Below are 19,604 nucleotides of genomic sequence, written 5' to 3' on the forward strand. Positions count from 1 at the left end.
TCCTTCCATTTCGAGGAGAGTTCATGAGCAACGCCACGGAAGAAACCAGGAAAGTCGTTCAGCGGTGGTTCGACGCACTGACGTCGGGCGACTTCGAGACCGCACTCGACACACTCGCCGAGGACGTCGAGTGGATCAACTACACGCCGGTGCCCGGCTACAACGACGACATGAAGTGGATCGGCAGCTACCGCGGCCGTGACGCCGTCCTGGAGACCCTGAAGATCTTCACCGGTGCCGTGGACGTCCGCTTCGAGAAGTTGGTGAACCTGGTCGTCGACGGCGACCAGGCGGCGGGCGTCATCCATGAGATGTCCACCGTGCGGGGCACCGGCGTGGAGTTCGAGATCGAGTTCATCCAATGGCTGACGGTCCGGGGCGGAAGGATCACGCGCTGGAAGTCCTACACGGACCCCTCGCAGATCATCCGGGCCCTGCGGGGCGACACCACCGGCGCCGGGCAGGAGGCCGCCTGATGAGTGCCGAGCTGATCGCCGCCGTACGGGACCGGGACACCGCACGGGTCGCCGGTCTGCTCGCGGCCGGCGCCGACGCACGCCACCGCGAGCCCGCCACCGGACTGACCACCTTGATGATCGCGGCGGGGCAGGCCGATGCCCCCACGGTCCGCGCCCTGATCGACGGCGGTGCCGACGTCCTGACAGCCGACACCCGGGCCGGTGCGACCGCGCTGCACAAGGCCTGCCAGGGCGGCAGCCTGGACGTGGTGAAGGCCCTCGTCGAGGCCGGTGCCTTCGTGGACGCGGTGGCACCCACCACCGGGCACACCGCCCTGATGGACGCCCTGTGGTACAAGTACCCGGACATCGCCGAGTACCTGCTGGCCCAGGGCACCGCGCTGCAGGTCTACACGCACTACGGCTTCTCGCTGGAGCAGCACTTCGCGTACGAGCTGAACGTCAACACGTTCGGCAAGGACAAGCTGCTCAAGGCCGAGGAGCACCTCAACGCCCGCCGGGCCGACGACGAACGCGCGGTGGCCGACCAGGAACTGATGGCCGCGACCGCACAGGGCGATACCGAGCGCGTGCGCAAGCTGCTCGCCGCCGGTGTGCCGGTCGACGAGCGCTCCCCCAACCTGAGCGGCTTCAACGACAGTCACACCCCGCTGCTCGTGGCCTGCCGCGACGGACACGACGAGATCGTGCGTCTGCTGCTCGCGGCGGGCGCGGACGTGAACGCCGTCGAGCCCACCTTCGGCGCCGTACCGCTGCACAAGGCCGTCTACAACGGTCACGCCGGAATCACCGCCGATCTGGTCCGGCAGGACGGCATCGACCTCGACTACCAGGGCGCGACCAACGGCTACAGCCCGCTGCACGACGCCCTGTGGCACGGCTACGAGGACTGCGCCCGCACGCTCGTCGAGGCCGGCGCCCGGCTCGACCTCCTCGGCCACGACGGCAAGACACCGCTCGACCTCGCCGTCGAGGTCTTCGGCGCCGACCACGCGCTCACCGAGCTGATCCGGTCCCGCGGCGCCCGCTGACGCCCGATGCCCGACGGCGTTCACAGACACGGAGTTGACGCATGCTGTTCTACGTCCAGATGAAGTGGAAGCACGAGGGACGCCTCACCCTCGACGAGCTGTGGGAGCTTGAGCAGGACGAAGCCGTCCACGCCCAGGAGACGGTGGACTCCGGCTTCTGCGTCGGTATTTGGAAGGTCGCCGCGCAAAAGCGCGTTATCGCCATCATCGACTCGCCCGATGCCGAGGAACTCGACCGCACCGCTCTGGGCCGGCTCCCCATGCGGGAGTACCTGGAGTTCGAGACCGTATGGCCGCTGCGTGACTACCTCGGGTTCGCCGAGGACGTCAAGCAGCGCTACAAGGTCTGACCGCGGCGAGGAGTCCGAGAACGTGAACCGGCAACGCAACCGCACCGCCCTCGTCACGGGCGCCAACCGCGGCATCGGTCTGGAGACCGTCCGCCGGCTGGATCTGGCCGGCCTCGACGTCGTCCTCGGCGCGCGGGATCCGGAGCGCGGCCTGGCGGCCGCGCGCACCCTGAGCAGCCCGCGCGTGCGGGTGGAGGAGCTGGACGTCAGCGACGCCAAGAGCGTCACCGCGTGTGCGGAACGGCTGGCCGAGGACAGCGTCGAGGTCGACGTCCTGGTCAACAACGCCGGAATCTATCCGACGGTCTCGTTCTTCTCGCTCGACGAGGACATCATGCGCCGGGCCCTGGACGTGCACCTCATGGGAGCGTTCCGCACCTGCCAGGCGTTCTGCCCCGGCATGGCGCGGCGCGGCTACGGCCGGGTGGTGAACGTCTCCTCCGGGCTCGGCGCCCTCACCGAGAACGTGCCGTCCCCGGCGGCCTACGGCATCTCCAAGGCCGCGCTGAACGCGCTGACCCTGGTGGTGTCCGCCGCGATGCCGCAGACCGTCAAGGTCAACGCGGTCTGTCCGGGCTGGGTCCGCACCGACATGGGGGGCCGCGGGGCGCCGACCGGTGTCGAGCAGGGCGCCGACACCGTGGTCTGGCTGGCGCGCCTGCCGGACTCCGGGCCCACCGGGGGGTTCTTCCGCAACCGCAGGAGGATCGACTGGTGAGCGCGGCCCGCGCCGCCGCCGTGGTGCCCCCGCACCTGCTTCTGTCCCCTTCCAAAGGAGTGGCTTCTCCATGAGCACCGCCACCGCACCGGGGCCCGGCGAGACCCGCAACAAGCTCGCTCTGGGCGCCCTCGGCCTGGGCGCTTTCGTCATCGGCACGGCCGAACTGGTCATCGTCGGCGTTCTCAATCTCATCGCCGGCGATCTGGACGTCTCACTGAGCACAGCGGGCCTGCTGGTCACCGCCTACGCGCTCGGCATCTCCCTGGGCGGCCCGATCGTGACGGCGGCGACCATCAAGGTGCCGCGCCACACTCTGCTGTGCGCGGCGCTGGTCGTCTTCGTGCTCGGCAACCTGGCCGCGGTCTTCGCCGGGGTGTTCGGTCTCCTGGTCGTCGCGCGGGTGCTGTGTGGCGCCCTGCACGGCCTGTTCCTCGGTGCTGCCTCCGCGGTCGCCACCGGCCTGGTCGCCCCGGAGCACCGGGGTCAGGCCGTCGGGCTGGTCTTCGGCGGCATCTCCGTGTCGACGGTGCTCGGGGTGCCGCTCGGTACGCTGCTGGGCCAGAGCCTCGGCTGGCAGGCCACGTTCGCCGGTGTGGCCGTCCTCGGCGTCATCGCCCTCGTCGTGATCATGGTCTGGGTGCCGTCCGTGCCGAGCCGCGGCTCGGGCGGACTCGGCTCCCAGGCCCAGCACGCCTTCCATCCCCGAGTGCTGGCCATGCTGGGGGCCGAAGTGCTGCTCATGGGCTCGCAGTTCGTCGCGTTCACGTATCTGGCGGCGTTCCTGGAGGACGTCACCGGCATCAGGGGCGCCATGGTGAGCGTCTTCCTGATGATCTTCGGTGTGTTCAGCGCGGTCGGCACCTTCGCCGGCGGGCGCTTCGCCGACATCAACGCCTCGCGGACCCTGCTGGTGGGCAACGGTGTCCTCATCGCGGGCCTGCTCGGCCTGTACCTCTTCCGGGACAGCCCGCCGCTGGTCGGTGTCGCCCTGGCCGCCTGGGGCATCGTCGGTTTCGGTGTCACCCCCTCGCTCCAGCTGCGCGTCATCTCGCTGGCCGGGGAGGGCGCCGACCTGGCCGCCACGCTGGGTGCGTCCGCCGCGAACGTGGGTGTCGCCTCGGGCGCCGCGGTCGGCGGCTGGGCGCTGGCCTCCTTCGGCATCGACGACGTCCCGCTGACCGCGCTGGTCTTCGCCGTCGTCGCCCTGCCCGCGGTATGGGCCACCCGGTTCCTGAAGGTGCCCGTCGCCCAGGCCCCGGTGACCGGCTCCGTGCCGGCCGGCGCGGGTGACAACTCGCCTGTATCCACCGGTAGTTGAGCCGAGCGGGAGCAGGCGGAGCCCGTTTGCCCGGCGTCTTCGGACGCCGGGCAAACGGGCTTCGTCGTGGGCACCGAGTCCGGCCGCGGCCTCATTCGGAGGCCGCGGCCGTGGGCTCCGGCTCGGCCGGCCGGGACGCCAGAGACCGCCGTACGGGACCCGGCGCGGGGTACTCCTTGCCACGCCACCGGGCGATCCGCCGCGCGGCCGGCTCCGTGAAGCGGGCCGCCACCGGGCCCATGACGACCAGCAGCAGCACGTACGCGGTGGCCATCGGGCCGAGGGAAGGGTCGACCGCGCCGGCGGAGACGGCGAGTCCGGCGATGACGATGGAGAACTCACCCCGCGCGACCAGCGCGCCGCCGGCCCGCCACCTGCCACGTTCGGCGATGCCGGCGCGCCGGGCGGCCCAGTACCCGGTGCCGATCTTCGTCCCGACGGTGAGCACCGCCAGCGCGAGCGCGGGCGGCAGCACCGACGGGATGGTGCTGGGGTCGGTGCTCAGACCGAAGAACACGAAGAACACCGCGGCGAACAGGTCCCGCAGCGGCATCAGCAGATGGTGGATGTTCTCGGCCACCTCACCGGACAGGGCGATACCCACGAGGAACGCACCCACCGCCGCCGAAACCTGCAGCTGCTGGGCGACACCGGCGACGAGCAGCGTCGTACCGAGGACGACGAGCAACAGCTTCTCTGGGTCGTCGCTGGACACGAAACGCGAGATGACCCGGCCGTAGCGCACCGCGACGAGCAGGACGGTACCGACCGCGGCAAGCGCGATACCCAGGGTCAGACCGCCCGCCAGCCAGCCCGAACCGGCGAGCAGCGCCGTCAGGATCGGCAGGTAGAGCGCCATGGCGAGGTCTTCGAGGACGAGGATGCTGAGGATGACCGGGGTCTCCCGGTTGCCGAGCCGGCCCAGGTCGCCGAGCACCTTCGCGATGACGCCGGACGACGAGACCCAGGTGACGCCCGCGAGCACCACGGCGGCCACCGGTCCCCAGCCGAGCAGCAGCGCGGCGGCCGCGCCGGGGACCGCGTTGAGCAGGAAGTCGACGCCGCCCGCCCGGGCGTGGGTCTTGAGGTGACCGACGAGATCGGCCGCCGTGTACTCCAGGCCGAGCATCAGGAGCAGCAGTACGACGCCGATCTCGGCGCCGACCTCGATGAACTGTTCGCTGCCGCCGAGCGGGACGACACCGCCCGCGCCGAACAGCAGTCCGGCCAGCAGATAGAGCGGGACCGGGGAGAACTTGAGGCGTACGGCGAAGCGGCCGAGCAGGCCGAGCGCCAGTACGACGGCACCGAACTCGATGAGAAAGACCGCGGAGTGCACGTGATCAGCCCCGTTCGAGGATCTCGTGGGCGCCGTCCACGCCTTCCCGGGTGCCGATGACGATCACGATGTCGCCCCCGTGCAGGCGGAAGTCGGGTCCTGGCGAGGGGATCGCGTGGGACCTGCGCATGACGGCGACGATGGAGGCTCCGGTGGCGGTGCGCATCCTGGTCTCCCCGAGGGCGCGCCCGTTCCAGTAGGAGGTGCCGGTGACGGTCACCTGCTCGGCCAGCAGCCCGAAGTCGCTGGTGTGCAGCAGGTTGGGATTGTTGTGGCCGGGCAGCAGGGCGTCGGCGAGTGACAGGGCCTCCGCGCCGGTCAGCACCAGGGAGAGGCCCGCCGAGTCCGGATCGTCGTCGTGGTGCACGTTCAGGGTGCGTTTGGTGTCCCGGTGGGCGATCACCGACAGGGTGTCGTGCCGGCGTGTGGTCAGCTCGTACTGCACCCCGATGCCGGGCAACGGGGTGGTCCTCAGGCGGGGAGCTGGCATGGTGTCTCCTTAGGCTGCGTCATTGCTTGCGGAACCACACGCCGCCCAGCGGCGGCAGGACCACGCTCGCGCCGGCCGGCAGGCCGTGCCGGGGGTCGGGGACGGCGTGGACGCGCCCGGGATTGGTGACCCCGGAGCCTCCGTACCGTGCCGCGTCCGTGTTGAGCACCTCGCTCCAGTGGCCCGTCTCGGGCAGCGCCAGGTGGAAGTCGCGCCGGACGGTGGGCTGGAAGTGGAAGACGCACACCAGCGACTCGCCTGCCTCGCCGTAGCGCACGAAGGAGTACACGTTGTCCTCGGCCGCGTCCGCGTCGATCCAGCGAAAGCCCTCGGACCGGGTGTCGAGGCTCCACAGCGCGGGTTCCTCGAGGTAGTGGCGGTTGAGATCGCGCACCAGGTCGCGCACGGCGCTGTGCGCGCCGCGCCCGAGGACGGACCAGTCCGGGCCGCGTTCGTGGGACCACTCGGTGTCCTGGGCGAACTCCTGCCCCATGAACAGGAGTTGCTTACCGGGAAAGGCCCACATGAAGGAGAGGAAGGCACGCAGGTTGGCCAGCTGCTGCCAGCGGTCTCCGGGCATCTTGGTCAGCAGCGAGCCCTTGCCGTGCACCACCTCGTCATGGCTGATCGGCAGGGTGTAGTTCTCCGCGTACGCGTACGTCGTCGGGAACGTCATGCGGTGGTGGTGGTACTGGCGGTGCACCGGGTCTTCGGCCATGTACGACAGCGAGTCGTGCATCCAGCCCATGTTCCACTTCAGGGCGAAGCCGAGCCCTCCGTGGTCGGTGCGCCGGGTGACGCCGTCCCACGCCGTGGACTCCTCCGCGATGGTCAGCGCTCCGGGGCAGCGTCGGGGCACGGTGGCGTTCATCTCCTGGAGGAACTCCACCGCCTCCAGGTTCTCACGGCCGCCGTACACGTTCGGCAGCCATGCGCCGTCGGGGCGCGAGTAGTCGAGGTAGAGCATGGAGGCGACGGCGTCGACCCGCAGGCCGTCGACGTGGAACTCCTCGCACCAGTAGACCGCGTTCGCGACGAGGAAGTTGCGCACCTCGTTGCGGCCGTAGTCGAAGACGAGAGTCCCCCAGTCGGGGTGCTCACCGCGGCGCGGGTCCGGGTGCTCGTAGAGCGCGGTCCCGTCGAAGCGGGCCAGGGCCCACTCGTCCTTGGGGAAATGGGCGGGGACCCAGTCCAGGATGACGCCGACGCCCGCCCGGTGCAGCGCGTCGACCAGGGCCCGGAAGTCGTCGGGACTTCCGAGGCCTGCCGCCGGTGCATAGTACGAGGACACCTGGTAGCCCCAGGAGCCCCCGAACGGATGCTCGGCCACCGGCATGAACTCCACGTGGGTGAAGCCCAGCGCCTTGACGTAGGCGGGCAGCTCGACCGCCAGCTCGCGGTAGCCGAGGCCGGGGCGCCAGGAGCCCAGATGCACTTCGTAGACGCTCATCGCGGCCCGGTCCGCGCTCCGTTCGCCGCGCCGGGCCATCCAGGCCTCGTCGCCCCAGTCATGACGGGAGCCGAAGACGACGGAGGCCGTGCCCGGTGCCGGCTCCGCCGAGGCGGCGAGGGGGTCCGCCTTCTGGATCCAGCGGCCGTCCCGGGTGAGGATCTCGTACTTGTACCGGCAGCCCTCGCCGATGCCGGGGACGAACAGCTCCCACACCCCACTGGCACCGAGCGAGCGCATCGGGTGGGTTCTGCCGTCCCAGTGGTTGAGGTCGCCGATCAGCCGCACGGCGCGGGCGTTGGGGGCCCACACGGCGAACGCCGTACCGGCGGCCGTGCCCCGGCCCGACTCGTGCTCGCAGAGGCGGCCCCCGAGCACCTTCCACAGCTGTTCGTGCCGGCCCTCGCGGATCAGGTGCAGGTCGAGTTCGCCGAGGGTGGGCACGAAGCGGTAGGGGTCGTCGTAGGCGAACACGTCGGTGCCGTAGTGGACACGCACCCGGTAGTCGGGGACGGCCGGGCCCGCCAGGCTGCCCACGAACACGCCCTCGCCCTGGTGTTCCAGTTCCGCCAGCGGCTCGCCCGACGGCGCGGTCAGCCACACCTGGTCGGCGAGCGGCCGCAGCACCCGCACGGTCACGCCCCCGGCGCCCGGGTGCGGGCCGAGCAGCGCGTGCGGGTCGCTGAGGTCTCCCGTGGCGAGCCGCTTGAGGTGGGTGGCGGGCAGGGCAGTGGGGCGCTGTGCGGTGGTCACGACTGCTCGGTCCCGTCCGTGAGTATGTGGGCCACTCGGTGCTGTGGATCGAGGCGTACGTAGTTGTCGCGGCCCCAGCGGTAGCTCTCGCCGGACAGGGCGTCGTGCACCTGGAAGGTCTCCGAGCGCTCCAGTCCCAGCGCGGGCAGGTCGAGGGTGACGGTCGCCTCGCGTGTTTCGTGCGGGTCAAGGTTGAGCACGACGAGGACCCAGTCGCCGTCGGCGGACCGCTTGGAGAAGCACGTCACCGCGTCGTTGTCGGTGCGGTGGAAGCGGAGGTTGCGCAGCTGGTGCAGGGCCGGGTGAGCACGCCGGATGTCGTTGAGCGCACGGATCAGGGGGGCCAGGGAGTCGCCCGCCGTCTCCGCGGCCACCCAGTCGCGAGGACGCAGTTGGTACTTCTCGGAGTCCAGGTACTCCTCGCTCCCGGGCCCCATGGGCACGTTCTCATACAGCTCGTACCCGGCGTACACGCCCCACGTCGGACCGGCCGTGGCGGCGAGCACCGCACGTGCCGCGAAGGCCGCCCTGCCGCCGTACTGGAGGTAGGCGTTGAGGATGTCGGGTGTGTTCACGAACAGATTGGGCCGCAGGTAGGCCGAGCTGCTCTCGCCGCCGAGGCCGGCGAGTTCGGCGAGGTAGGCCTCCACCTCGTCCTTGGAGTTGCGCCAGGTGAAGTACGTGTACGACTGGTGGAAGCCCACGCGCGCCAGGGCGTGCAGCATGGCCGGGCGGGTGAACGCCTCCGCGAGGAAGAGCACGTCGGGATCGGCGGCGCGCACCTCGTCGATGAGCCGTTCCCAGAAGGCGACGGGCTTGGTGTGCGGATTGTCGACGCGGAAGATCCGTACTCCGTGGGCCATCCAGTGCCTCAGCACGCGCAGGCACTCGGTGTGCAGTCCTTCCGGGTCGGTGTCGAAGTCGATCGGGTAGATGTCCTGGTACTTCTTCGGGGGGTTCTCGGCGAACGCGATCGAACCGTCGGCGCGGTGCCGGAACCACTCGGGGTGCTCGGTGACCCACGGATGGTCGGGGGAGCACTGGAGGGCGAAGTCCAGGGCCACTTCGAGCCCGAGTTCACCGGCGCGCGCCACGAAGTGGTCGAAGTCGTCGAGGGTTCCCAGGTCCGGGTGGACGGCGTCGTGTCCGCCCGCGGCCGATCCGATCGCCCAGGGTGAGCCGGGGTCGTGCGGACCTGCCTGCAGCGTGTTGCCCGCGCCCTTGCGGTGAATGGTGCCGATCGGGTGGACCGGCGGCAGATAGACGACGTCGAAACCCATGTCCGCCACGGCCTCCAGCCGCTTGGCCGCGGTCCGCAGCGTGCCCGAGCGCACCGGCTCCGCAGCCTGGTCGCCCGTCGCGGCGACGACGGCCCCCTCGGAGCGGGGGAAGAACTCGTACCAGGCGCCGTACAGGGCGCGTTTCCGGTCCACCCGCAGCGGCAGTTCCGGCGAGCGGGTGAGCAGTCTGCGCAGCGGGTGGGCGGCGAGCAGGGCGGCCACGGGGGAGCCGGTGACGGCGGTGAGCCGTTCCTGCGCGTCCAGGCGCCCGTCCCGCAGCAGCCCGGCCGCCCCGGTCAGCTGCCGGGCGGCGTCGGCGGGGACGGTGCCGGCCGCCTCTTCCAGGAGCAGCGCGCCCTCCTCCAGGACCAGCGCGGTCTCAATCCCGGCCGCCACCTTGATCTCGGCGGCCTGGCGCCATGTCGCCCAGGGGTCCGTCCACGCGTCCACCCGGTAGGTCCAGTCTCCCTCCCGTCCGGCGGTGATCCACGCGGTGTAGCGGTCCGTGCCGGGGGCCACGAGGTGCATCGGGATCCAGTCGCCCGCGGTGCCGTGGGGGTCGGTGAGGACGACGCCGGCGCCGATCGCGTCATGCCCTTCCCGGAAGACGGTGGCGCAGACCTCGAACTCCTCGCCGGGGACGGCGCGGGCGGGGGTGCGGCCGCCGTCCACCTGGGGCGACACGTCCACGACGGGGATACGGCCCATACCCGGCCCGGATCCCGGTCGGCCCGTGGACCCACCGGCCGGCGGTGCGGCTCCGGTGGGCGGGCGCGTCACGTCGCGCTGCATGGGCTTGCCCTCCATAGTGCTCGTGCCTCCTCGCACCGGGGTGCGGTCGCTGGACAGGGGGTGCTCGGTGGTGCGAGCGGTTCTCGTGGGCCGGCGGACGCGGTCAGCGCCGGATCGCGGTGGTCCCGTTGCTGACCTCCGCGATGATCCGGCGGTATCCCGACACCAGCGGGTGCAGCGGGTATGCCGTGGAGAACACCCGTTCCCCCGCGAGCAGGGCCATCTCGGGCGCGTACGGCAGCACCGTGGTGATGCGGGTGTTGTAGGCGCTCTCCACGGCGACGCGCAGCCGGTCGCCCACCCCGCCGTCGGGGGCCATGTTCACGGCGACGCTCATGGCGGCGAAGCCGAGCCGGCTCGCCAGGGCCGTCGTCTCCTTGGCGCCGGCGAGGTCCAGGCGGTCGGCCCGGGTCACGACGACGAGCGCGTCCGAACTCGCCATCGCGGTCACGGTCTCGTTGTTGAAGCCCGCGTGGGTGTCGAGCAGCAGCACGTCGAGGGCCAGGGTGTCGATGAGCCGGTCGAAGCCCTCGCGCAGCAGGCCCACGTCGTAACCGCGGCCCATGATCTCGTTGACCCCGGTGGTCTGGCTCCTGGCCGGAACCAGGAAGAACCCGTCGTGTCCGGCGCTCTCGTCGACGGCGTAGGCCGCCTCCTCGATCTCGCAGCGGCCGATGAGGTAGTCGGTGAGCGAGCGGCGCGCGGGGACCGCCGTGTCGCCGAAGATCACGTCCAGGGCGGGGGTCTGGATGTCGGTGTCCACCAGGGCGACCCGAAGGCCCGAGGAGGCCAGTAGCAGCCCGAGGTTGGCGGCCGTGCTGGATTTGCCGGTGCCCCCTCGGTAGGAGTGCACCGTGATGATCTGCGACATGGTCTCCACCTGACGGTTCTGGGAGTCGGCACGCTGGCCGGTGAGCGGTTCTGGTCAGTCGGCGGCCCCGGCCGGCGCCTGCCAGTGCACGGCCAGCATCGTGATGTCGTCGGACTGCTCGGCCTGGCCGACGAAGTCGCTGAGCGCGCCGTCCATGTGGTCGAGCAGCTGCTCACCGCGCACGGCGGCCTCGGTCAGCTGCTGGACGAGGAGGTCCTCGCCGAAGAAGCGCCCGGTCTGCGAGCGGGCCTCGGTGACCCCGTCCGTGTAGATGAAGAGCGTGTCCCCCGGGCCGATCTGCGCGTACCCCAGCGAGAAGGTGCAGTCCGGCATGACACCCACGACCGGCCCGGTGGGCTGGAGCAGCACGGGTTCGCCGCCGCTTCCGCTCACCAGGACGGGCGGGTTGTGTCCGCCGTTGATGTAGACGAGGTTGCCGGTGACCGGGTCCAGGACGCCGAAGAACATGGTGGCGAAGTAGCCCTGTTTGATGTGGTTGCGGGTCAGGTAGCTGTTGGTGCCCACGACCGCGTTCAGCAGCGGGGTGGCGCCCACGACCGGAATGGCCCGCGCGTGCTCGGCCCCGCCGGGCTCCTCCCCCATGAGGTCCGCCGCGATGAGGTTCTGCAGGCCGCTCTGTTCGGCGGTGTGCCGCAGCAGGGAGCGGATCAGTGCCATGAACAGGGCGGCGCCGACGCCCTTGTCGCACACGTCGGCCACGACGAGCGCCAGCCGCCGCCGGTTGACCAGTTCGAAGACGTCGTAGAAGTCCCCGGCCACGGTGCGCGCGGGCCTGAAGCGCACCCGGATGTCCCAGCCGTCGGGGCTGGGCAGCGAGTCCGGCAGGAATCCCAGCTGGATCTCCCGGCCTATCTCCAGCTCCCGTTCGTAGCTGAGCAGTTCGGCGTGTGCGGCGACCTCCTCCATGTTCCGGTTCAGCTCGGCGTGCTGGTGGCAGTCACGCAGCCGCGCCTCCACCAGGACGGGATGGAAGGGCGGGAGCAGATAGTCCGAGCCCGCGCGCACATGGCCGTCGAGGAGGTGCAGGTCGCGTTCCGCGTACGCCACCACGGTGGGCTGCTGTCCCTCGTCCGCGAGCCTTCGGGCCACCGACCTGACGGTGTGGGGGGAAAGCGTCGCGTTCGCTAGCAGGGCCGTCACCCCCGGCATCCGGCCGCGCGACGCCGCCAGCACCTCGCCCGGCGTACAGGTGTGCGCCTCGGCGCCGACGGCGTCCAGCGCCTTGGACAGGGCTTTCGGCACGGCCCGCCGCTCATCCAGTATCAGCACTCTCGTCTGCGCCATCTCCGCCTCGTCTACTCGGCTGCCGGCCGGCGCATCACGAGGGTGCTCACATTGCGCCCAGCGACCAGCTCGTACTCGAAGGTGTCCACCGCTGTGAACGCCAGGAAGACGCCGAGGCCGCCGATCTGCCGCTGTTCGAGCGGCACGTCCAGCTCGGGCTCCCGCATGCCCTGCCTCGGGTCGAACGCCGGGGCGTCGTCCTGGAAGCGGACCCATACGTCGCCCGGGTCGATGCCGCCGTCCACGGTGATCTCGCCCGGCTCGCCGCGGTATCCGTGCACCACGATGTTCGTGGCGAGTTCGTCGGCGGCCAGGCGCAGCCGGTACAGCGAACTCTCGGGAAGCCGGGCCTGTTTGCCCAGGCCGAGAACGAAGTCGGATACCGGTTCGAGGGAATCGATGGTCGCGGGGACACGGAGTGCGTTCGCCCCGCCGCACCCGGGCGCCTGCGCGAGGCCCGCCGCCCTTGCGGCCCTGCCGGCCGTTGCGGCCTCGAAGTCGAACGTCATCTCGGTTCGTCCCTTCAGGCGTCCACGAGATGGATGCTGTGGTCGAATCCGGCGAGCCGGATGGTCCGTGCCACCGGCTCGGACGCGCCCACGACGGCGATGCGCACCCCGTCGCCCATCTTCTGGCGGGCGAAGATCAGGGAGCGCAGGCCCGCGCTGGACAGGTAGCCGAGCTGCTCGGCGCGGATGACCAGTTCGACGGCGCCGGACCCGGCCGCCCGGCCGACGGTGTCGTGGAACTCGCCGGCCGTCGAGGCGTCCAGCTCCCCCTCCAGTTCGATGGTGGCGATGTTGTCGTTGATCCTGAGCCTCGCGTCGAAAGCCACGATGGTTCTCCTTCTGGGTCAGACGGTCGTCCGGTGAGCCGCGCGTCCCACGAGGACGACCGCGGAGTGGGGTCCCAGGTGGAAGCGCCCGGGGTGCTTGAGTTCCGGCTCGGCACCGACGGGATGAACGGCGGTGCCCGTGTCGGCGAAGAGGTGCCAGCGCTGTCCGTCGGGCAGGGCGGGCAGCTCCAGGTCGTGTGCCTCCCAGTGCGCGTTCACGGCGACGTACACGTGGTCGTCGGCCACGCTGCCGCCCTTGGCGTGCCGACCGCACCGCATCATCGCGAGGACCCGGCCGTGGTCGGCCCAGTCCGGGGCCCAGGCGCGCACGCCGTGCCAGCTGACGTCGGGATAGCCGCTGCCGACCCGGTCCGTGCCGGTCGGGTGGTCGGTGGAGCGCAGTACCGGATGTGCGTGCCGGAAGGCGATCAGCGCCCGGGTGAACCGGAGGAGTTCGGCGTTGACCTCGAGGAGCCCCCAGTCGAACCAGGAGAGGTCGTTGTCCTGGCAGTAGGTGTTGTTGTTGCCGAGCTGGGTGCGGGCGACCTCGTCGCCGGCCAGGATCATCGGGATGCCCTGGCTCGTCAGGAGGATGGTCAGCAGGTTCTTCATCTGCCGCAGCCGCAGATCACGGACGTGCGGGGAGGCGCTGGGCCCCTCTTCCCCGCAGTTCCAGCTGTTGTTGTCGTTGGCTCCGTCGTTGTTGTTCTCGCCGTTGGCCTCGTTGTGCTTGTCGTTGTACGAGACCAGGTCGGCCAGGGTGAATCCGTCGTGGGCGGTGATGAAGTTGACGGAAGCGGACGAGGTCCGGCCCTGGTACAGGTCGGGCGAGCCGGCCATCCGGGTCGCCAGTTCACCGACCAGCCCCGGCTCGCCCTTGACGAAGCGCCGGACCGTGTCGCGGTACTTGCCGTTCCACTCCGACCAGCGGCCGTAGTTGGGGAAGTTGCCCACCTGGTACAGCCCGGCCGCGTCCCATGCCTCGGCGATCAGCTTGGTGTGCCGCAGGATCGGGTCGTGCGCCAGTTGTTCGAGCAGCGGCGGGTTGGGCAGCGGGGTGCCGTCCGGGGCCCGGTCGAGGATGGCCGCGAGGTCGAAGCGGAACCCGTCGATGTGGTATTCGGCGACCCAGTGGCGCAGGCAGGAGAGCACGAAGTCCCGTACCACGGGATGGTTGCAGTTGACGGTGTTGCCGGTGCCGCTGAAGTTGTAGTACTCGCCGCGCGGGGTGAGCATGTAGTAGGTGGCGTTGTCGAGTCCGCGGAACGAGATGGTGGGGCCCTGCTCGTTCCCTTCGGCCGTGTGGTTGAAGACGACGTCGAGCACCACTTCGATCCCGGCCTTGTGCAGCTCCTTGACCAGCGACTTGAACTCGTCGGCCTGCATGCCGAAGGGGCCGGTGGCGGCGTAGCCCGCCTTGGGGGCGAAGAACGAGACGGTGTTGTAGCCCCAGTAGTTGTACAGCCGCTCGCCGGTCACCGGATCGGAGCGTGGATTGTCCAGCTCGTCGAACTCGAACACCGGCAGTAGTTCCAGGCAGTTGACACCCAGCTCCAGCAGGTAGGGGATCTTCTCCCGCATCCCGGCGTACGTGCCCGGCGCCGAAACCTGCGAGGAGGGGTGCCGGGTGAAGCCGCGGACGTGCGTCTCGTAGATCACGAGGTCCTCGGCGGGAATGCGCAGCGGCCGGTCGCCGCCCCAGTCGAAGTCGTCGTTCAGCACCTGCGCGCGGTAGTGGTAGACGTTGTCCCAGTCGGGTTCGCGCCCCCACACCTCGCGTCCGGAGACCAGCCGTGCGTAGGGGTCGCTGAGCACCTTGCCGGCGTCGAAGCGGTCGCCGTGCTCCGGGTCGAAGGAGCCGGCGGCGCGGAACCCGTACTCCAGGTTCTCCACGTCGAGCCCGAATACCGTCATGGCGTACACGCTGCCGATGCGGAACTCGGGCGGGAACTCCAGTTCGGCGCTGGGCCGGGTGGCGCCCTTGTCGAAGAGCACCAGGCTCATCGCGGTGGCGCCGTCGGAGTAGACCGAGAAGTTGACACCGCCGGGCACCGGGGTCGCTCCGTAGGGGAAGGGCCGCCCGGCCCGGACCCGGTACGGGCCGATCCGGTGCGTCGGAAAGGCGTCGATGCGCTCCCGGACGTCCGGGGTGCTCATCGGCCCGCGCGTTCCAGCTCGGCGTCCAGGTCCTCGGCGATCCGGAAGAAGTCCAGGAACCCCGTGGCGGACATGACGAACGAGACCTCCTCGGAGAGACCGACCAGGGTGATCTCGGCGTCCAGCTGTTGGGCGTGGCGGTGCACGATGAGCAGGGTGCGCAGGCCGGCGCTGGAAATGTACGAGATCCCGGTGAGGTCGATCAGGACGACGGAGCCCTGCCCGATGAACGGCAGCAGCTGGGACTGCAGTCCGCCGGAGGTGGTCGAGTTGATCTCGCCTTCCAGGGCGACGACGGTGGCACCGGCGAGCACCTGCGAGCTGACCTTGACAGTCATCCCATCACCTTCGTACGGAAGTTGGCTTCGAGGCGGACCTTGACCTTGACCCGGCCCGAGGTCTCGGGCAGCCGGACGGTCAGGGCCTGGGCGTTGAAATCGGTGTGCTCCTCACCGTCGACCTGCACGGCCGCGATGCGCACCGCTCCGGCCGGCAACAGGTCGGGGGCGACCCGCAGGACGCGGTCCTCGACCAGGGCGGGGTCGGGCTTGAACCAGAAGTCCATCGCCTTGCCGTTGACGAGCAGGTTGTTGTAGACGGCCGCGAGGTAGCACAGCTCGGCCGAGTGGTACATCGACATGGAGTGGCTGCCCTTGAGGCGCTCCACGCCGAGGAGGTAGGGCAGACCACTGGCCATGGTGTTGAAGTAGACGGCGCCCTCGTCGTGGTCGAGGAAGAAGGCGTTGTAGAACGACTGGGCGTCGCGCGCCTCGGAGCGGAAGTCCACCCGGCCGGTGACGCCGTGCAGGATCAGGTAGGCGAGGATCGCCTGCTCCTGCTGCCACCAGGCCTTGCGATCGTGCCAGGCGAAGCGGAACCTTTCCTCACCGTCGACCCGGACACGTTCCACGACGTCGTACCAGCCGCCCCGCTGTCGGTCGCTGCCGACCTCGGGCATGGTCTCGCCGAGGGAGACCGCCGTCTGCAGGTAGGCGTCCTTGGGACGCAGCGCGTTCATGCGCATCAGGTTCCAGGCGATCTTCAGGTTGTGCCCGATGACCGCGCGGTTCTGCTGCCACCCGTGGGTGGTGTCGTGCGACCAGTCCTTGTGGAATCGTTCCTGCACGAACGGGCTGTTCTTGAGGTCGGGGAAGTGCTCGACGATGGTGTCGAAGGTGTACTCCAGCATGTCGGCGTACTTCTGCTCGCCGGTCGCCAGGTACAGGTTGATCAGGTACGCGGGCGCGTGGTCACCGACGGAGTTCCAGTTCTTGCGCGCCTGATTGGGGCCGAGCGAGGAGTGCAGGGGGCTGAGCAGGATCGGGTCGATGTGCGAGAAGTAACCGCCGTCCTCCGGGTCCAGGAAGAAACGGTCGAAGAGCCGGATGGTGGCGTCCGCGTCCGCCTTGATGCGCGGGTCACCGGTGACCCGGTAGGTCTGCACGGGCCCGGCCAGCGCGTAGATCTGCTCGTAGGCGGGCAGCGCGTCGTAGTCGTCGGAGAACTCGGACGTGAACAGCTTCGTCTCCACGTCGCCGTCGACCTTGAGACCGTGGTACCAGTACACGACGTTCTCGTCCGTGTCCACGAACCGCATGTGCTCCCGCAGGTACTCGGTGCCGCGCTCGGCGACCTCCAGGTACTCGTCGTCACCGGTGAGCAGGAAGGCGGAGGCCATGCCGTAGACGAGCCGCGAGATGGTGTCCGTCTCCTGGACGTGGCTCGCGGTCTTGTCGCCGCCGAGCCGGATCTCGGTGCGGTAATTCCTGAAGTCGACGGGACCGTCGCCGAACTGGGCCTTGCGGTAGAAGCCGGCTATCTCCTCGATCTGCCGGATCCACCAGCCCGCCTCTTCGAAGCGGAAGTCCTCGGGGTCGCGTCCCACGAAGATCAGCCGCTTGGCTTCGAAGCGCAGCGTCTCGCTGTGGGGGTAGAAGATGCCGTACGCGAGGACGAAGGCGCCTTCGGTGAGCAGCTCGTCGACATGGCTCGTGGCGTCCTGGTACGGCTCGCCCAGGTTGTGCAGCAGCTCCGCGCTGGGGCCACCGTCGAGGCTGACGTCGAAGGACCGGCCGTCGGCGGTGACTAGGGAGAGCACGCGGGCCTCGCTGTCGAAGCCGGACACCCGTCCCGCGATGGTGTCCGAGAAGGTGAAGTCGACGTTCCTGGCACTTCCTGACATGGCTGTCACACCCCTCGCAGTACGAGTTCGTCGATGATGGTCCGCGCGAACAGATGGCAGTGGTCGCCCGTGCGGGCGGTCACCAGGTCCCCGTCGACGACGACGTCCTGGTCGACGTAGTTGGCGCCCATGTTGCGTACGTCGCCGAGCAGGTTGTTGTGGCAGACCACCTTGCGGCCGCGGACGGCGTACGGGATCGACGAGGCCAGCCACATGCCGTGGCAGATGATCCCCTTGAGCACCCCCGACCGGGCGAAGGCCCGGCGCAGCAGGTCCGTGGCCGGCGCGAGTTCTTCGACGTCCTCGGTGTAGCGCAGCCGGTCGGCGACCATGCCGGAGGGCACGATCAGTGCGCTGTACTCGCGCAGCCGCCGGTCGTCCAGGTCCTCCAGGCTTCGGGTCACCGTCAGCGGAGCCCGGTGCTCATGCCCGGTGAAGGTGATCGACTTGTTGCCCCACATCCTGGTGACGAAGTCGACCCGAGCGCCTTCCTCGGCGAAACGGCGCTGGTAGTAGGCTATTTCGGGCTCGTAGAAGTCGCTCTCCGCCAAGATCGCGATCTTCCGCCCGCTGAGCACCCCGTCACGGGACGGTACGTCAGCCACGGTCTCCCCCTTCGGTGGTCCGCAGATCGATGAGAAACGGCTTGTCGTCCGCGAGCATCCGCTTGACCGCGTACTCGACCTGGCTGTGGTCGTCGACCCGCAGTGCCTCGACTCCGAATCCCTCGGCGATCTGCGCGAAGCCCAGGTCGGGGTGGGAGAGATCGAACGGCGTCGGATAGGGGTGCGGTGCGACGTCCCGCTCCCGCCAGTACTGCTCGATGTTGTTGTCGAGCAGCTTGTAGCCGCGGTTGTTGCAGATGACGAACTTGGCGCCGATGCCGTGCCGTACGGCGGTGTAGAGCGCCTGGAAGGTGTACATGGAGCCGCCGTCGCCGGTGAAGCCGATCACGGTCTTGTCCGGGTGGGCCAGCTTGATGCCCAGCGCGCCCGGGATGCCCACACCGAGGGAGCCGCCGCGCGTGGAGAACCAGTGGCCCGGCCGGCGGCCCGGCAGATGGGCGGCGAGGGCGCCGGAGGCGGTCAGTGCCTCGTCGAAGATCATCACGTCGTCGGGGACCTGGGCCGCCAGTGCCCGCAGGAAGGCGTGGAGCAGCGATCCGTCGTCCGCCACCTCGGTGGGCCGCTCTCGGCGCCGGGTCCCGAGACGTTCCGACGCAGCCACCTGGTCGAGTTCGGACAGCTTGTGGACCAGTTCGGCGGAGAGCGCGGTGAGCGTCTCCTTCGGATCGGCGACCAGACCGAGGGTGACCGGGTGGTTCTTGGCTATCTCGTAGTCGTCGAGGTCGATGTGGACGATCCGGGCGTCGGCGCGGAAGGGGTCACCGGTGTCCGGGAAGACCTCCGGGAAGGTGTACGTGCCGACGATCAGGACCACGTCGGCGTCCCGTACGGCGGCCGTGCTGACGGCGCCGAACATGTGACCGAGGTCCCCGCGGTAGAGCGGGTGCGTGACGTCCAGATTCACCTCGGAGTAGTTGACGCCGTATATGTCGGCGCCCAACTGCTCGGCCACCCGCACGAGTGCGTCCTGGGCACCGGATGCCGAGACACCGTCGCCCACGAGGACGACCGGCCTCTCGGCGCCGGTCAGCAGCCGTGCCGCCTGCTCCACGAGCGGGCCGGCCGGGACGCTGCGGGTACTGGGAGCGGAAGTCGGCACGATCCGCTCGGTGTTGATCGCGTCGAGGACGTCGAGAGGAAGCGCCACGAAGACCGGGCCCATCGGAGGCGTCATCGCCGTCTTCATCGCCCGCCGCAGCACCCGCAGCACCGAACGCGGGTCGGTGACCCGGGTCGCGTACTTGGTCACGGGCTTGGCCATGGCGACCAGGTCGGCCGCCATCTGGGCGTCCATGGACTCGTACCGGACACCCGACTCACCCGCGATCGTCAGGATCGGCGAGTGGCCGCGCTTGGCCTGGTAGAGCATGCCGATGGCGTTGCCCAGACCGACCCCGCTGTGCAGCTGCAGGAGTGCGGGCCGGCCCGTGGCGCGGGCGTAGCCGTCCGCGATCCCGACCGCGACGGTCTCCTGCAGGGTCAGGATGTACTGGAGGTCGTCATAGTCCTCCAGCGCGTCCAGGAATCCCTGCTCGACCGTTCCTGGGTTGCCGAACATGAAGGGAATTCCGTCGGCGATGAACTGCTCGATGATCGCCGCATTGCCCTGCCTGGCCATGTCTGCC

Annotated in this window: 18 protein-coding genes; 5 read left to right on the forward strand and 13 right to left on the reverse strand. The window is 69.8% G+C overall.

Annotated features, from left to right (window positions below):
- The first annotated feature begins 23 nt into the window (after nucleotides 1-23).
- From ACFYMM_RS39270 to ACFYMM_RS39290, 5 genes are all read left to right on the forward strand, one after another.
- Entirely contained in the window at nucleotides 24-476 is a 453-nt protein-coding gene (locus ACFYMM_RS39270; RefSeq protein WP_388396248.1) for a nuclear transport factor 2 family protein, read from the forward strand.
- Nucleotides 476-1,510: an ankyrin repeat domain-containing protein gene (locus ACFYMM_RS39275; RefSeq protein ID WP_388396250.1), complete on the forward strand. Its 1,035-nt coding sequence runs from the start codon at nucleotides 476-478 to the stop codon at nucleotides 1,508-1,510. The genes ACFYMM_RS39270 and ACFYMM_RS39275 overlap by 1 nt, the downstream gene beginning before the upstream one ends.
- A 41-nt stretch (nucleotides 1,511-1,551) precedes the next feature.
- Nucleotides 1,552-1,860: a muconolactone Delta-isomerase gene (locus ACFYMM_RS39280; protein WP_388396252.1), complete on the forward strand. Its 309-nt coding sequence runs from the start codon at nucleotides 1,552-1,554 to the stop codon at nucleotides 1,858-1,860.
- 22 nt (nucleotides 1,861-1,882) lie between these two features.
- Nucleotides 1,883-2,578 carry an SDR family NAD(P)-dependent oxidoreductase gene (locus ACFYMM_RS39285; RefSeq protein ID WP_388396255.1) on the forward strand — a complete coding sequence of 232 codons (696 nt, stop codon included), beginning with the start codon at nucleotides 1,883-1,885 and terminating at the stop codon, nucleotides 2,576-2,578.
- 70 nt (nucleotides 2,579-2,648) lie between these two features.
- Nucleotides 2,649-3,899, forward strand: coding sequence for an MFS transporter (locus ACFYMM_RS39290; RefSeq protein ID WP_388396257.1), 1,251 nt, complete (start codon nucleotides 2,649-2,651; stop codon nucleotides 3,897-3,899).
- 91 nt (nucleotides 3,900-3,990) lie between these two features.
- Here the strand turns inward: ACFYMM_RS39290 and ACFYMM_RS39295 are convergent, their stop codons facing one another.
- From ACFYMM_RS39295 to ACFYMM_RS39355, 13 genes are all read right to left on the reverse strand, one after another.
- Nucleotides 3,991-5,238, reverse strand: coding sequence for a cation:proton antiporter (locus ACFYMM_RS39295; RefSeq protein ID WP_388396260.1), 1,248 nt, complete (start codon nucleotides 5,236-5,238; stop codon nucleotides 3,991-3,993).
- A gap of 4 nt (nucleotides 5,239-5,242) precedes the next feature.
- Complete coding sequence (locus ACFYMM_RS39300; RefSeq protein WP_388396262.1) at nucleotides 5,243-5,728, reverse strand: cation:proton antiporter regulatory subunit; 486 nt, start codon at nucleotides 5,726-5,728, stop codon at nucleotides 5,243-5,245.
- 19 nt (nucleotides 5,729-5,747) lie between these two features.
- Nucleotides 5,748-7,931 (reverse strand): 1,4-alpha-glucan branching protein GlgB, encoded by a 2,184-nt coding sequence (glgB, locus tag ACFYMM_RS39305; RefSeq protein ID WP_388396265.1) that lies wholly within the window; start codon nucleotides 7,929-7,931, stop codon nucleotides 5,748-5,750.
- Entirely contained in the window at nucleotides 7,928-9,919 is a 1,992-nt protein-coding gene (locus ACFYMM_RS39310; protein ID WP_388396267.1) for a maltotransferase domain-containing protein, read from the reverse strand. The genes glgB and ACFYMM_RS39310 overlap by 4 nt, the downstream gene beginning before the upstream one ends.
- Before the next feature lie 187 nt (nucleotides 9,920-10,106).
- Entirely contained in the window at nucleotides 10,107-10,874 is a 768-nt protein-coding gene (locus tag ACFYMM_RS39315) for an AAA family ATPase (protein ID WP_388396270.1), read from the reverse strand.
- A gap of 54 nt (nucleotides 10,875-10,928) precedes the next feature.
- The gene (locus ACFYMM_RS39320) at nucleotides 10,929-12,179 is read right to left on the reverse strand and encodes a PP2C family protein-serine/threonine phosphatase (RefSeq protein ID WP_388396273.1); all 1,251 of its coding nucleotides are present in this window, start codon (nucleotides 12,177-12,179) and stop codon (nucleotides 10,929-10,931) included.
- Between the two features lie 11 nt (nucleotides 12,180-12,190).
- Nucleotides 12,191-12,688, reverse strand: a complete 498-nt coding sequence (locus tag ACFYMM_RS39325; protein WP_388396276.1) for an ATP-binding protein — start codon at nucleotides 12,686-12,688, stop codon at nucleotides 12,191-12,193.
- Between the two features lie 14 nt (nucleotides 12,689-12,702).
- The gene (locus tag ACFYMM_RS39330) at nucleotides 12,703-13,014 is read right to left on the reverse strand and encodes an anti-sigma factor antagonist (RefSeq protein ID WP_388396278.1); all 312 of its coding nucleotides are present in this window, start codon (nucleotides 13,012-13,014) and stop codon (nucleotides 12,703-12,705) included.
- An 18-nt stretch (nucleotides 13,015-13,032) separates the two neighbouring features.
- Nucleotides 13,033-15,171: a glycogen debranching protein GlgX gene (gene glgX, locus ACFYMM_RS39335; RefSeq protein WP_388396281.1), complete on the reverse strand. Its 2,139-nt coding sequence runs from the start codon at nucleotides 15,169-15,171 to the stop codon at nucleotides 13,033-13,035.
- On the reverse strand, nucleotides 15,168-15,509 hold the full coding sequence (locus ACFYMM_RS39340) for an STAS domain-containing protein (RefSeq protein ID WP_388396285.1): 342 nt from the start codon (nucleotides 15,507-15,509) through the stop codon (nucleotides 15,168-15,170). Before ACFYMM_RS39340 ends, glgX begins: the two co-directional genes overlap by 4 nt.
- Nucleotides 15,506-17,353 carry an AGE family epimerase/isomerase gene (locus tag ACFYMM_RS39345; RefSeq protein WP_388396287.1) on the reverse strand — a complete coding sequence of 616 codons (1,848 nt, stop codon included), beginning with the start codon at nucleotides 17,351-17,353 and terminating at the stop codon, nucleotides 15,506-15,508. The genes ACFYMM_RS39340 and ACFYMM_RS39345 overlap by 4 nt, the downstream gene beginning before the upstream one ends.
- Nucleotides 17,354-17,358: 5 nt before the next feature.
- Entirely contained in the window at nucleotides 17,359-17,958 is a 600-nt protein-coding gene (locus ACFYMM_RS39350) for a DJ-1/PfpI family protein (RefSeq protein ID WP_388396290.1), read from the reverse strand.
- The gene (locus ACFYMM_RS39355; protein WP_388396293.1) at nucleotides 17,951-19,597 is read right to left on the reverse strand and encodes a thiamine pyrophosphate-binding protein; all 1,647 of its coding nucleotides are present in this window, start codon (nucleotides 19,595-19,597) and stop codon (nucleotides 17,951-17,953) included. The genes ACFYMM_RS39350 and ACFYMM_RS39355 overlap by 8 nt, the downstream gene beginning before the upstream one ends.
- Nucleotides 19,598-19,604: the final 7 nt, after the last annotated feature.

Source organism: Streptomyces sp. NPDC006739 (genome assembly GCF_042869815.1).
In the GTDB taxonomy this organism is placed as follows: Bacteria; Actinomycetota; Actinomycetes; order Streptomycetales; family Streptomycetaceae; genus Streptomyces.